Here is a 13,066-nt window from a genome sequence, read left to right on the forward strand (position 1 = left end):
TAAAGATTATATATCTAAACAATACAAACCAAACATTTAAATAGATAAATAAAAGTTGCATACCTGGGTCTAGAGACCTATGAAGGTAGATTGGATCAAGGCTTAGTTAAGCCTTAAAAAATAGAGGAAGTGTAGTATGTTAAAAATAGACTACAAGGATATATTAGTAAGATACAACGTAAAAATGGAAAAATCAATGACTCCGGAAGATGCTGCAGCAGAGCTTTATCCAAAGGATGCTCTCATCCGCCCCATCGCTGAAGCTATTTTCCAAGGCGAAGAGGACGATGTGATTGCAGGCCTGGAAAAGGCCATTGCAGCTGGAAAAAGTCCAATATCCCTCATTGATGATGCCCTGATGGTTGGAATGGGTGTAGTGACAAAACTGTATGACCAGGGCATAATATTCCTGCCAAACGTTATGATGTCTGCAGATGCAATGCTTGATGGTATCGAATATTGTAAGGAAAAATCTGGCGAGTCCCCGGTAACAAAAGGAAAGATCGTTGTTCACGTGGCAGAAGGAGATGTTCACGACATTGGTAAGTCTATTGTTGCAGCACTTCTCAGAGCAAATGGTTATGAAGTGGTCGATCTTGGCAGAGATGTACCAGCAGCAGAGGTCCTCGCAGCTGTCAAGGATCACAAGCCTCTGTTGGTATCAGGTACTGCATTAATGACAACCACCATGTATGCCTTCAAAGAGGTCAACGACCTGCTCCTTGAAGCCGGTATTAAGATACCCTTCGCATGCGGCGGCGGAGCAGTTAACCAGGACTTCGTTTCAACATACAACCTTGGTGTCTATGGTGAGGAAGCAGCAGATGCACCAAAGATGGCAGATGCTATTTTACAGGGTGCTGGCGTAGAGAAGCTTAGAGAGATGTTCCACAAACACTGAACGAGGTGAAAAAAATGGCAGTAAAAAGATATACACAGATGGCTTATGCAAATGCAGATGAGATGGTATTCGGCCGTGCAAAATATCCGGTAAAGGCAGGACTTGGAATTGAGCTTGGTGCAGGATCCACTACAGCTGAAGTAAACTATGCACCCAGACCAGAAGCAGGCGCTTCCAAAGAGAAGCTGGTAAATGAATACCAGAGGATCACAAAGGACATTCTGCAGAGAATGGTACAGGTAGGCTTCCCTGCAGTAGTACTTGAAACAGAACATGTGCAGCAGATGACCAACAATCCATCATGGGGTGGCGAGATTGCACACGCACAGAAGACCATCATGGAAGAGTACTATGAGGAATATGGTCTGAAGTCCGCACTGAGGCACACTCCCGGTGACATCAGAGAGAACAAGGATTACATGGACCTCAGAGGAAACAAGTACCCTGTCCTTATGGAATCATTCGAAGCTGTTGCAGAAGGTGGAGCAGACTTCTTATCCATTGAATCAATGGGTGGAAAGGAGATTTTTGACTATGCAATTCTGAGGAACGACATTGGCGGTATGCTCTACGCAATAGGCGTACTGGGCAGCATGGACATGGAATACCTCTGGCAGGACATCGCAAAGGTAGCACAGAAGAAGAATGTCATTGCAGCCGGTGACACTGACTGTGCCCAGGCAAACACTGCAATGTTCATTGCAGGCGGACTTCTTGACAAGAACCTGGCACACACCCTCGCGATCATCGCAAGGAGCATGGCAGGAGCAAGGACGCTATCCGGATATGAAGCCGGTGCAGTAGGCCCAGGAAAGGACTGCGGATACGAGAACATCTTCGTAAAGGCAATCACTGGTATGCCAATGGCCTTTGAAGGTAAGACCTCTACCTGTGCTCACTCCGATGTTATGGGTAACCTGATCATGCAGTGCTGTGACCTCTGGTCCAACGAATCCGTCGAATACCACTCTGAATTCGGAGGTACTACAGTCCAGTGCTGGTCAGAGACCCTCAGCTATGACTGTGCTCTGATGAACGTTGCACTCAAATCCGGAAACGAAAAGCTCCTCAGGGATATGCTCGTGGCATCTGACAAATACAGAGACCCACAGTCCTACATCCTTGCATACGACAACGCATACAAGATCGGTCAGGCAATTGTCAAGGACGGTAACGACCTGTACCTCCGTGCAAAGAACGCTGCTGTGGAATGCTGCAACCTGCTGACCGCCGCAGAGGGCCTTGAGATGACAAAGTTCGAGATCAATGCATTGCTGAAGGCAAAGGGCGAACTGGAAGCACTTACTGCAGATGCTGACAAGTTCATGAGCGACTGCATGAGCAAGTACAAGGCCGAAATAAAGGTATTCAAGCCAGAGAACTACGGTCTCTAAATGCGTGAATGTGAGGGTTTCACTTCAAACCCTTACTCTTAATTTATAACATTGAAGCAATAAGAGGAATGATTTTAACCATAAACTCAGCAGGACTCTTGTTGATAAATATGGCTTAGTGGTCTTTGAAGATTTGAATATCAGGAATATGGTCCGAAACTCTAAGCTATCTAAATCAATACATGATGCTGCATGGGGTAAACTGATTCAGTATACGATGTACAAAGCGGAAGAAGCTGGTAAGATCGTTGAACTGGTTGCACCTCACAACACATCTCAAAACTGTAGTTCTTGTGGTATAAAAGTGGATAAGACACTTGCTACGCGAACACACAGATGTCCAAACTGTGGATTAGTTCTGGATAGAGATCATAATGCTGCTATTAATATTCTCAAGTTAGCCGTAGGGACTACGGTAAAAGCCTGCGGAGTTGAGCCGTTAGGCTCAACAATGAACCAGGAAGCCACATGCTTTAACAGGTGGTAGTTCATTAAGAGATCCTCATGAAGTAAGGGGAACATGTTAAAATGACAACTATCAAGGTTTCCTGTATTCAGATGGATATCATCCAGTGTTCAAAAGAACAGAACATTGAAAAAGCCCTCTTACTGACAGATAAAGCAATAGATTCGGGTGCCAGGATCATAGTGTTACCTGAAGTGTTTTCAACGGGTTTTTGCTATAAAGGTCTGGAATCGATTGCTGAGACCTCTGCGTCCCGGAGAGTTGAGGCATACCCCACCATAGAGAGACTATTAAAATTTTCAAAAGCAAACGATTGTGTCCTCATTGGTTCCATGATCGAAAAACAGATGGATGAACCTGATCAGATCAGATATCATAATCTGGGTTTTTGCATTGGATCCGGGGAGCTCTCCGGGGTTTACAGAAAAACCCACCTGTACGGGCTGGAAAGAAAACATTTTTCCAGGGGAGAGCATATCCTGCCGATAAAACTTGCAAGTGATGATATAACCATCGGAATGCAGATATGTTTTGATCTGCGGTTTCCTGAGATCTCAAGAAAACTGGCACTTGCAGGTGCGGATATTCTGGTCACAGTTGGTGGATTTGCAGATCCAAAAGCTGGCCAGTGGAAAGCGCTCACAACTGCCAGAGCGATAGAGAACCAGATACCTCATATTGCCTGCAACCGGGTAGGTACTGCTCCCTTTGCATCATACTTTGGTAAGTCCATGATAATCAACGCATGGGGAAATGTGAAAGCAGAAGCTGAGAAGGATGAGTGTTTCATTATAGGGGAGATAGATACTGATGAAACAAAAAGGATAAGGGGCAAGGTTTCGCTCTTGGATGACAGGCAGTTGGACCTGTATTAAGCTAAAAGATGCAGATCATGAGGTTTTGGTACCAAGTAGTCAAAGACAGACCAGTTAAAAAAGAGGTTTATGTTAATCCCAGTATACTTCAAAATAAAAAAGCGAAAGAGCCTGTTCAATAGTTACCGCTGAATCTGAGTAAAAGCGAGCCTGTATAAAATAGCATTGTATCCGATCTGTGGTCAAACTATTATTTCCAGAAATTGGAAGATTTAAAACCACCTTTTTTTGTTTCATCAACGGAATTTCATAAGGAGTACTTGGCAACATTTTGATCGCTGCATAAGACAAATGTTGCCGTGGTGCATTCCATCGTACCCCACCTATCTCTGCGTAAATCTCACCTTTTTCAACATTTCCAACCATCACAAACTGACGGATAATTGCCTTCTCCAAAACCGGGAGTTGGCAAACACAGGAAACATCGATAGGTCCATCATAGTTAAATACGTCCAATCCCCCGCTCGCACTGATCAATTCAGCTTTAGGAGTATTAGAGTAAGTCGAGCAACTCCCGGCAGGGATTCGTACTCCATGTTTGAAATCATATATACTCATAAAATAGCCTCCTTAAATTATATTATGGAATTTATTCGTGCAGTAAAGTAAATAGGTAAGCCTCACCATTTCGGATCACTTGTAGTGTTCAAAATATGTACTGTAATCTTCCATGCATCGTTCTCTTTATTCCAGAGAATGAAGTATGTTCCTTCCTCCAGATCTTTACCTACTCCTGTTTCTGCTGCAAAACTGTAAACTCCTATCTCGTATGCCACATCGCCAAGTACATCAATATTTTTTGTGTATTGAATATACTTGAAACTGTTTCCAACGATCTGATAAATATCACTCCAGTACTTACTGATGTACTCCTTAGACCAGCGATTGTCAGGAATTGGACCAAATTGGGGAATATCGCCGCCACGTGGCATGAATTTCGGCTCATCTGTATATAACTGTACTATTCTTGTTATGTCCTGAGTTTGTATGGCAGAAACAAGATCCATGATGATGTCTTTTATTATACTGCGCACCTCTTCTGTATCCATACTCATTTCCTCCTATTATCTTATGAAATGAAAAATTCTCATGTAATCTGATGAGATGTTATTGCATGTGCATAACCTGCACTGTGGTTTTGGAATAGTGCTGATCACTGCACATCGCGAATAAAATTCGCAAAAGAATCAGCGTTGAGAAGTTGGGTTACAGTCCGATTTTTGCTATATTTTTTTTCATGTTCATAGCCCAGATCGAAATTACAGCCGTATTTATGTATCCATTCATGGATCAAAGTAGTCGAGCGCTCGATTGCGCTCTGACTAAAATAAGATGGACACAAGCGGATATCGATTCCTGGCACACACCAGAATGTAGTGGCAAGTTCATTATCGGAACGGCATGCCCACGTACGTTCCACGATTCCACCTGTATAACATTTGTAGCCTGCCATCCACGTCAATGCCCAGAGAATCCGTAAATTCAGATTGATCCAAGTTGCAAAGGCATTGCTTGTAGCGCTATGAAAGTGAGCAGAGAGGGCATTTCTCACCTTAGCCGGGTTTGTCCCATTATACGAAGAGACGACATCGATGGCATTCGACAGCATCTCTCGAGCTCTGCGATGATCTTCCGTAATAATTGTATCCTGGGAAGAAGAGCATCCAGATCTCCTCTGTATGATATTTCTTTGAACATTCTGTGTCTGTTGTACGAGATGCATCAGCTCATGTGCAATCAATTCTTTCCCTGCATCTGTTTTGGGTGCGTATTTGCCATTCGCAAAGACGATCTCCTGGCCAACGGTATATGCATGGGCATTTATTGCTTCTGCTGATGCTGCAGCTTGCGCTTCGCTACGCACCCGTACATTACTGAAATCATACCCGAAACGTGGCTCCATAAAAGCACGGGTAACCTGATCCAGCGGCTTACCAGGCAAGCGTAAAACTTCACGAATTATGGGTGGCACATCTTGGTATTGAGTTACAGGCATCTGTCTCGATAACTTTTTTTGTCTGTGAAATATCCTTTTCATCTTTATTGCATCCAGTACACTTGTGCTGTACCGTCGGCTCCAATATACTCATCACCTGCTTCGCCATCCTGTCAGCCTCCTGCTCGTAAATGTCATTAGGCTGGCTAACTTTCATTTTAGCCTGTAAAGCCCCTGATCTTATCAGTCTCTGTACCGCCTGGTTGCCTGCAGTTTTTTGAAGTTGGAGTATCCTGTCAGCAGGAAATCCTGAAGAATTGAAGCTTGACCTTTGCTTGCAGGAATTCGAGCATATATACTTACCTCCGGTTTTTTGGTAGCTACAATAGTTCTTTCAGCCATTTTAATCACCATTATCTGCAAAAATCACATCGGCAAAACCTCTGAGTCAGACCCAATTGAGACAATTCGATGCCGCAGCAGTTTGCACGAGCAAGCTTACCTCGGTAACGAGGCGAAAACAAGCGTCTGTAAGGCGATTCATTTTTCAGACGTAAGACTAAACTCTGCAGCGTCTGAGGGTCGATAAGGGTGAGTGACGGTGTAAATGTTTCCACCCTGGCTGCAATGGTAGTCCGGGCTGCACTCGACTAGAGACAGGAAGGTCACCGTCGTGTCCTTTCCCTTTCTTTCTTTGCTCGTCACTTTCAGGAGTACGACTTCCTTGGTCCGCATATTGACAACCCCATAAGCATTCCCAACCACGACAGTATCCAAGTTCATGCCCTCGATCACCTTCATTTTGATCGCTTGCTTCTTAGCCGTCGTCTTCTGTGGAGGAGCGCCCACTGTCGGCCGCTCCTTCTCTGTGGTTGGTACGGTGGTCTTACGAGGCGGGAGCTGCGACGCCTGTTGCCGTTGTTCCTTGAGAAGTTGTCTCAATAGTTTAAGGACTTGAACGAGCAGGTCTCCTCCAGGTACAAGCCGAACAGATTTTTCGGCATCATCAATGATCTGCAATGTATCCGACATAGCGTTCTGAGGTGATTGCGACATAGGGCCGGAGATTCTGCCCTGGAGTTTGTTCAATAATTCCCCAAGCGCCGATGGTCCTCCCGGCGACTGTTTTCCACCACCCTTGGATGGAGAGCCTTTTCCCAAAGGCTTCTGCAGCGGGTTTTCGGCCGCACTTGCCTCAGAGGGGAGTAGGAGAAGCAAAAGCGCTGCTAAACCTGCCAGCGGGAGCAGACCCGCGGCGGCTTCTGCAAAGAAAGCAACTATAGCCGCCGCTGCCGTGGCTATTGCTGTTATAATAACCTCACAGAAAACGACCACGATGATGGCCACAACAATGAGTGCAACTATCGCCAAAATAGTCGTGCCCCATTCCTCGAGGAATTGCCGGACAGCATGAGCAGCAGCGGCAAGCTTGGAAAGCACCACCTCAAATGCGTAAGCGATCTTTTGCCCCAATTTTTCGGCGGCCTTCTTTAGTTCATCCATCATTTCGGCGATCATACTGGCGGCACGTGCTGCGAGCCATGCCAGTTCGATCATCGGCCTGCAGAAGTACCAATACATCCCATCCATGGTCGTGAAGATATGGATCATCTGCGGGAGTGTCGCAGGTGAGAATGGGAAAGGAAGTCCGGGTAAAGTCCAACTCGGATTAGTGGGCACGGTCATCGGCTCCGCTATTGAGAGCATACTGCCCGATGCTCCCGCGTATGCATCTAATGCAGTAATGTAACTAAGAAGATCGGCGTGAGCAACTGGAGCTGGTGTGGTAAATGGCTTGATGGAACCGAGCATCACAGGGCCGGGCACAGGCGCTGGCGATGGAAATGTTGCAATGGGCGGTGGAAACATGCGGCCTTGCGGAGCTGCCGGAACAATACCTATAGGCCACGATCCATACAGGTCAACAAAGCCAGGCAACTGGCAATCGATACTGCTCCCCGAAGTGCCACCCCCCGGAATAGCGACTTCGGCGAACATTGCCGGTGAATACAGTCCCACCATCAGCCCTTGAATGAATCGGTGAATGTCAGTGCCTAGAGTGCAATTATCTGCGCTGCCAATGCAATTCCCAGCGATGCCACGCGCAATGCCAAACGGCGCACGCCGAATGCCGAGGGATTCGCTGCCTCCTCTTTGTTGCACGACATGCGTGAGCTCATGCGCAAGCAATCGCTGGCCAGTTTGCGTATTTGGAGAGTAGTGCCCACTACGGAACGAGATGTCACTTCCGAGAGTAAAGGCAAATGCGTCAACGCTCTTGGTCGATGCATCTGCCCGCGAATCCGTGTGCACGCGCACATTACTGAAGTCATGACCAAAGCGATGTTCATAGAAAGCACGCACAGATTCAGGCAGAGGCCGGCCGCCGCCGCGGATGGCACTGATATTGGATTCTAATTTTGGGGTCACTTTTGGAGTTGAGCCAGAAGCTTCTTTTTTCTGGAGTTTCTCGTCCTCTTCTTCCTTCCCGATCTTAATTCCCTTTTTACACCCTGGACATTTGCGCTGGATGGAGTTGTTCGGAGCAGGTTCAGAAACATTTTTTTCATTTGACATCTGCGGCTCTGGCATCCGCATGACCTGCTCCGCTACCCTGTCAGCCTCCTGCTCGTACATATCATTAGGCTGGCCTATTTTGAGTTTAGCCTGCAAAACACCTGATCTGATCAGTCTCTGGACTGCCTGATTGCCTGCTGTGCGCTGAAGATGCAGTATCCTCTCAGCAGGAGAGACTGAATAAGCTTTACCATTTTTTTGATTGATTAAATTTGAGCTTTTCTGCTTTGTTTCTGGTGTTTTAGCAAACGTAACAGCTTTTTCAGTCATGTGACCATCTTCAATTTTGATTTTAGATTTTATGTCTTTTCAGGATACTCGAACTAATGAACCTCTGAATACTACTTTTCTGTTTAAAATGCCGTTTATATGCAATTGGATATTCGGATCATCCCAATCTCATGCAGAAACGCAATGATTTGTTGCGAGGAACTAGGGGGTATTTGTTCATCTGACAAATCTCAGTGAAGGGGCGCAGATCAAGGCTCTTCTCGCTCCACGCGATAGTTAGGTACCCCTTTTTTTTGGTCTCATTGCATTCCCTAGATAAGGTTAATGTGATTCTACCCCATCTTCTCATGGTTTTTTGGGAGATGGGACCGGACCAGGTATCTTCGAAAGGGGCACATAGATCGTGAACGATCCCATAGAAGGTGCAGGGAACTCCACCGTGAAGGGCACATCCCCTGAAATCCCCGTAGCCTCAAACTGAGACAATGGTACTGTAGCTATCTGCTCAAGTATTGTTCCGCAGTCACCAGGGCATAGATCGATAGTATCCTTCACGGAATAGTTGATGTAAGGGGTCACGATAAGATCACTGGAAGCCAACCGCGTCAGCTTCACCATACCGCCCGCATGGCGCTCGTCGTTGAAAGGAGAGGGTTTTGCTCCCGCTGGGCAGGAGAGCTGGTTTTTGCCGATACCCCCGGCAAGGTTGCCAGGAATGTCTTTAGGAATGTTAAAGTTCATCTGCTTTAGGCTCGCCGGATCGTCGAGTTCCGAAATAGCCTTCGGTATTAAAGTGTTGAGGTCTATATAATCATTGGAATACAGCGGAACAGACGGTGGTTTTGCGGTAAGGCTTTTCTTTATCTCATCATAGAGGAAAGTTGTAGTCTCTTTCGTTGTCGGTGAATTGGTAAAGTCCTTGCCAAAGTCAGCACTCAGGTTCTTCGGCGACGATCCACCCCACAGGTACTCGCTCCATAGGGGTACCACGCGGCTGTCAACAGCTGCAGAAATCCCTTTCATTATCCACCATGCTTTCTTGCTCCGGTAATATTCCGCCAGCTTTTCGCTGCGGTAAGGTTCACAGAATCCGGCAGGACACCATGAGGGACGGCCACAATTCTGAGCTTTGGGAGCTCCACTGCTCCCGTACTCACGCTCTGCGACTACATCGCCTTCAGCTCCTGTGACTAGAGGAACGCGCTGTACGATGCCCGATGACAGAGGAGATGCATTCTGCTGTACTACATGGGTGAGTTCATGCGCTAGCAAGCGCCGTCCATTGGGAGTAGCTGGACAATAACGCCCTGCTCCGAAAACCACGTGAGATCCCACGGTATAAGCTTGGCCACTTACGGCATCTGCGGATTGCTCCGCATGCAAATCCGTGTGCACCCGCACGCTGCCAAAATCATGTCCAAAGCGAGGCTCCATGAACGCACGGGTTTGTGTATCTAGCGGCCGCCCCGGAGAGCGCAACACATCGTGTACAATCGATGGCACATCCTGGCCCGAATTTACAGGCACCTTTCCAGATGACTCTTTAAGCTGCAATTTTTTTTCATTCTCATCACAGTTAGCACATTTGCGTTGTACCTGTGGCTCTGGCATCTGCATGACCTTCTCAGCAACTCGGTCAGCCTCCTGCTCGTACATATCATTGGGCTGACCTATTTTGAGTTTAGCCTGCAAAACACCCGATCTGATCAGTCTCTGGACTGCCTGATTACCTGCTGTGCGCTGAAGATGCAGTATCCTGTCAGCAGGAGAGCCGGAATTATTTACACGGCTCTCCTGCTTGCAAAGACTTGAACATTTCTGCTTTGGTTCTGATGTTTTGGCATAAATTGCGGCTTTTTCAGCCATGGATTCATCCCTTATTATACTAATATAGAAACTTCTAAATCAGCATTCAAATATAATATAGACAGAAGCTATTTTCCCTTGAAAATCTTAATGAAACTGAGTGCTGCTAAACCAAGAAAAAGTTGTGATTTGAATATCCAAAATTAAATAGCAGCATACCTCTTGGTATAAGTAGAATTTCTACACTTCAAGTTTGCTTTGAACTTATAAATAAGGCGTTAAGCTTCAATAGTTTGAGTCGGGAACCTTGGCTAAATTTTTGGCGGTCTTGGTGGCTTACCCAGTCTCTCATATGCATCGAGCTGTCTGCCAGCCTGCAGCTCCTCCTGCGTCCAAGTTGAAGGCGTTTTACGTCCTGCAGCAGAAACTTTGTCAAAAGTCAGGTCACAATCCCTCCATATGGATCCACCACGGCTTTCGAGTGCTTCTCTCATCTTCCTAATATTTGCAACCAGCTCCGCTCCTACTGAAGAATTCTCGCCTGTTTCCATCAACCGATAATTAGGCAGAAGGTCGAATTGTGTCTCGCGGCCTATTGGCGTCACCTGCATTTCCACTATATGATCAACAACCATGCGATCACCGAGGACATGGCTCTTTGACCAGTACGGACGGATGATATCGTCCATATTAAGTCCAAGCCTCTCTGCTCTTTGTTTAGTAGATATTGGCACTCTGCCTGGCATAAGAGCATTCCATCTAGATAACTGATTTGTGTCACGCGGACGACCAACTCGATGTTGTAGCGGTCCTTTATCCAGCCAGGCCGCATAAAGACTAAGATCATCACTTTTGAGAGACGGTAGTAGAAGAATTACCGGCAAGGGTGGTGGCACAGGACAGGCACCTACTGGTGCTGGCGCCTCTTTCTTCTTCCCACAGACTCCAGCAGCTGCATTTGAAAGTGCTTTCAAAATCTTATCCTTGTCCGTACTGAAAACCTGACCCTGACCGATACTACTCTGTGCAACAATCAATTGAGAAGGATCACCAATACCTTCAATTAAATCGCAGAACTTTGTACATTTTCCCTGAAGACCTGGCAGATTTCGTGATAAATCACCTTCAATGTCCTCACCGGAAATAACCTGTTTAGTTATAGGTCCAACCGTAACAGGTTTATCACCTTTACTTGGGTTTATTGAAATGGGAATAGAGAGCTCTTCAGCCTTAATCCAAATTTCCCAGGTCCAGAATGGTGCAGTAAACTCACATAGACGCTTTTCTCTTTCAGCTATCTTATACTGGACATTTAAGAATGGTGTAACATTGAACTGTACCTTAAAACCAGCTTTAATTTTACTGTCAAGGTCAAACATAAATTTATCCTGAATATATGATAGGCGAACTATCTCCTGAAAGTTAAAGATAGTAGAGCCTATACCTTCACCCCGAAGCCCCCCTTCAGCAAAACCTTTAATAGGAATGCTAATTCCTTCTACCGGAATTGAAAGTGTGGCACCGGCACTGATCTTGCCCACAACTTCGACAACAATATGGCTGCCTATCGGAACATTAACCTGCCCCTGTCCTATGTAGGTATCATGCAGGGGATCAATCCGAATTAAAACATCATTAAGGGTGATAGAGCCAACACTCAGCCACAGGCTGGGACCTATATCAAGTCCAAGTTCAGGCTCGATCTTTACTCCTGCAATTATAAAGTCTTTTAAATTCTTAATTTTCGACAATTTAGGAAATTCTAGAACCTTTTCTTCCTGGGGATCTGTTAACTTAATGCGCCCGCAGCCAAGAGTAATTCCATCCTGGCCAATTGATAATTTGCATTTTAATTTGCCCGCCAGCTGTTTTGCTGCTGCCAGTGCAGCCGGGCTGAAGCTTGTCCCGGATATATTATTATCAGCGCCTTTCTGTCCAGCTCCATCTCCAGATTGAATAACTGCGCCTGCCTGTTGCTTGGCCCAATCAACCGCTTCGCCTCCAGCTTCAGTAATAGAGTTTACCACTTCATTGGCTTTCTCTTCAACCCAGCTTAAGATGCCTCCACCTGAACTATCAGATTCGTTCTTATCTTCGTTATCACCAAAGAGTGACCACCTTTGTATTCCAGGCATGGATACTGATATCTCAGGTGACCGTTGTATCTCCGCTTTCTTTTTTTCACAAGCTAAACATTTTAACTGGACAGACGGCTGCTCGGGAACTTTTTTGGTTTGAACCCCACCGGTTTGCTGCACCACATGAGTCAATTCATGTGCAGTCAACTCATTTTTATCAGGAGCTTTCCCGCCTCCATAATAGATGTCCTGATTATATGTGAATGCCTGTGCCTGCAGGTCACGGTTCATCTGCACTGCCTTTGAATCCGTATGCACACGCACCTGACTGAAATCATATCCAAAGCGTGGCTCCATAAAAGCGCGGGTTTCTGTATCTAGCGGCCGCCCTGGAGAGCGCAACACATCGTGTACAATTAATGGCACATCTTGTTCCTGAGTTACCGACACCTTTCCAGGCAATTTTTTTGCCTGTAAAACCTTTTTTTCATCCTTGTTGCACCTAGCACACTTACGCTGCACCTTTGGCTGTGGCATCCGCATGACCTGCTCCGCTACCCTGTCAGCCTCCTGCTCGTACATATCATTAGGCTGGCCTATTTTGAGTTTAGCCTGCAAAACACCTGATCTGATCAGTCTCTGGACCGCCTGATTACCTGCTGTACGCTGCAGGTGCAATATCCTCTCAGCAGGAGAGCCGGAATTATTGACATCGCTCTCCTGCTTGCAGAGACTTGAGCTTTGCTGCTTGGGTTCTGATGTTTTGGCAAACACTGCGGCTTTTTCAGCCATCTTCTCCCCC

Annotated in this window: 11 protein-coding genes and 1 pseudogene; 4 read left to right on the forward strand and 8 right to left on the reverse strand. The window is 46.2% G+C overall.

Annotation, left to right across the window (positions count from 1 at the left end):
• Nucleotides 1-136: 136 nt before the first annotated feature.
• The 4 genes and pseudogenes from mtaC to METHO_RS07635 all read left to right on the forward strand — a co-directional run bounded on the left by mtaC (nt 137) and on the right by METHO_RS07635 (nt 3,636).
• Complete coding sequence (gene mtaC, locus METHO_RS07620) at nt 137-901, forward strand: methanol--corrinoid protein MtaC (RefSeq protein ID WP_015324961.1); 765 nt, start codon at nt 137-139, stop codon at nt 899-901.
• A gap of 14 nt (nt 902-915) precedes the next feature.
• Entirely contained in the window at nt 916-2,295 is a 1,380-nt protein-coding gene (gene mtaB, locus METHO_RS07625; RefSeq protein ID WP_015324962.1) for a methanol--corrinoid protein co-methyltransferase MtaB, read from the forward strand.
• A 67-nt stretch (nt 2,296-2,362) separates the two neighbouring features.
• A pseudogene (locus METHO_RS07630) lies at nt 2,363-2,782 on the forward strand (RNA-guided endonuclease InsQ/TnpB family protein); the annotation flags it as partial.
• A 41-nt stretch (nt 2,783-2,823) separates the two neighbouring features.
• Complete coding sequence (locus METHO_RS07635) at nt 2,824-3,636, forward strand: nitrilase-related carbon-nitrogen hydrolase (RefSeq protein WP_015324963.1); 813 nt, start codon at nt 2,824-2,826, stop codon at nt 3,634-3,636.
• 72 nt (nt 3,637-3,708) lie between these two features.
• On the opposite strand, the gene METHO_RS07640 is transcribed toward METHO_RS07635, so the two are convergent.
• The 8 genes from METHO_RS07640 to METHO_RS07665 all read right to left on the reverse strand — a co-directional run bounded on the left by METHO_RS07640 (nt 3,709) and on the right by METHO_RS07665 (nt 13,056).
• The gene (locus METHO_RS07640) at nt 3,709-4,194 is read right to left on the reverse strand and encodes a hypothetical protein (protein WP_015324964.1); all 486 of its coding nucleotides are present in this window, start codon (nt 4,192-4,194) and stop codon (nt 3,709-3,711) included.
• Nucleotides 4,195-4,256: 62 nt separating this feature from the next.
• Nucleotides 4,257-4,685, reverse strand: a complete 429-nt coding sequence (locus METHO_RS07645) for a YybH family protein (RefSeq protein ID WP_015324965.1) — start codon at nt 4,683-4,685, stop codon at nt 4,257-4,259.
• A 104-nt stretch (nt 4,686-4,789) separates the two neighbouring features.
• Nucleotides 4,790-5,578 (reverse strand): eCIS core domain-containing protein, encoded by a 789-nt coding sequence (locus METHO_RS13135; protein ID WP_172635192.1) that lies wholly within the window; start codon nt 5,576-5,578, stop codon nt 4,790-4,792.
• A gap of 10 nt (nt 5,579-5,588) precedes the next feature.
• The gene (locus tag METHO_RS13895; RefSeq protein ID WP_172635193.1) at nt 5,589-5,789 is read right to left on the reverse strand and encodes a hypothetical protein; all 201 of its coding nucleotides are present in this window, start codon (nt 5,787-5,789) and stop codon (nt 5,589-5,591) included.
• Nucleotides 5,790-5,815: 26 nt separating this feature from the next.
• Nucleotides 5,816-5,974 carry a hypothetical protein gene (locus METHO_RS13705; RefSeq protein WP_156811075.1) on the reverse strand — a complete coding sequence of 53 codons (159 nt, stop codon included), beginning with the start codon at nt 5,972-5,974 and terminating at the stop codon, nt 5,816-5,818.
• Between the two features lie 138 nt (nt 5,975-6,112).
• A complete protein-coding gene (locus METHO_RS07655; protein WP_015324966.1) occupies nt 6,113-8,419 on the reverse strand; it encodes an eCIS core domain-containing protein in 2,307 nt (768 codons plus the stop codon).
• Between the two features lie 306 nt (nt 8,420-8,725).
• The gene (locus METHO_RS13140) at nt 8,726-10,246 is read right to left on the reverse strand and encodes an eCIS core domain-containing protein (protein WP_015324967.1); all 1,521 of its coding nucleotides are present in this window, start codon (nt 10,244-10,246) and stop codon (nt 8,726-8,728) included.
• A gap of 251 nt (nt 10,247-10,497) precedes the next feature.
• The gene (locus METHO_RS07665; RefSeq protein ID WP_015324968.1) at nt 10,498-13,056 is read right to left on the reverse strand and encodes an eCIS core domain-containing protein; all 2,559 of its coding nucleotides are present in this window, start codon (nt 13,054-13,056) and stop codon (nt 10,498-10,500) included.
• Nucleotides 13,057-13,066 lie beyond the last annotated feature (10 nt).

It is taken from the genome of Methanomethylovorans hollandica DSM 15978 (assembly GCF_000328665.1).
In the GTDB taxonomy this organism is placed as follows: Archaea; Halobacteriota; Methanosarcinia; order Methanosarcinales; family Methanosarcinaceae; genus Methanomethylovorans; species Methanomethylovorans hollandica.

Excerpts from the sequence above, each read along its gene's own strand:
- mtaC (WP_015324961.1), top strand. The coding sequence starts at position 137 with ATGTTAAAAATAGACTACAAGGATATATTAGTAAGATACAACGTAAAA.
- mtaB (WP_015324962.1), top strand. The coding sequence starts at position 916 with ATGGCAGTAAAAAGATATACACAGATGGCTTATGCAAATGCAGATGAG.
- METHO_RS07635 (WP_015324963.1), top strand. The coding sequence starts at position 2,824 with ATGACAACTATCAAGGTTTCCTGTATTCAGATGGATATCATCCAGTGT.
- METHO_RS07640 (WP_015324964.1), bottom strand. The coding sequence starts at position 4,194 with ATGAGTATATATGATTTCAAACATGGAGTACGAATCCCTGCCGGGAGT.
- METHO_RS07645 (WP_015324965.1), bottom strand. The coding sequence starts at position 4,685 with ATGGATACAGAAGAGGTGCGCAGTATAATAAAAGACATCATCATGGAT.
- METHO_RS13895 (WP_172635193.1), bottom strand. The coding sequence starts at position 5,789 with ATGAAAGTTAGCCAGCCTAATGACATTTACGAGCAGGAGGCTGACAGG.
- METHO_RS13705 (WP_156811075.1), bottom strand. The coding sequence starts at position 5,974 with ATGGCTGAAAGAACTATTGTAGCTACCAAAAAACCGGAGGTAAGTATA.
- METHO_RS07655 (WP_015324966.1), bottom strand. The coding sequence starts at position 8,419 with ATGACTGAAAAAGCTGTTACGTTTGCTAAAACACCAGAAACAAAGCAG.
- METHO_RS13140 (WP_015324967.1), bottom strand. The coding sequence starts at position 10,246 with ATGGCTGAAAAAGCCGCAATTTATGCCAAAACATCAGAACCAAAGCAG.
- METHO_RS07665 (WP_015324968.1), bottom strand. The coding sequence starts at position 13,056 with ATGGCTGAAAAAGCCGCAGTGTTTGCCAAAACATCAGAACCCAAGCAG.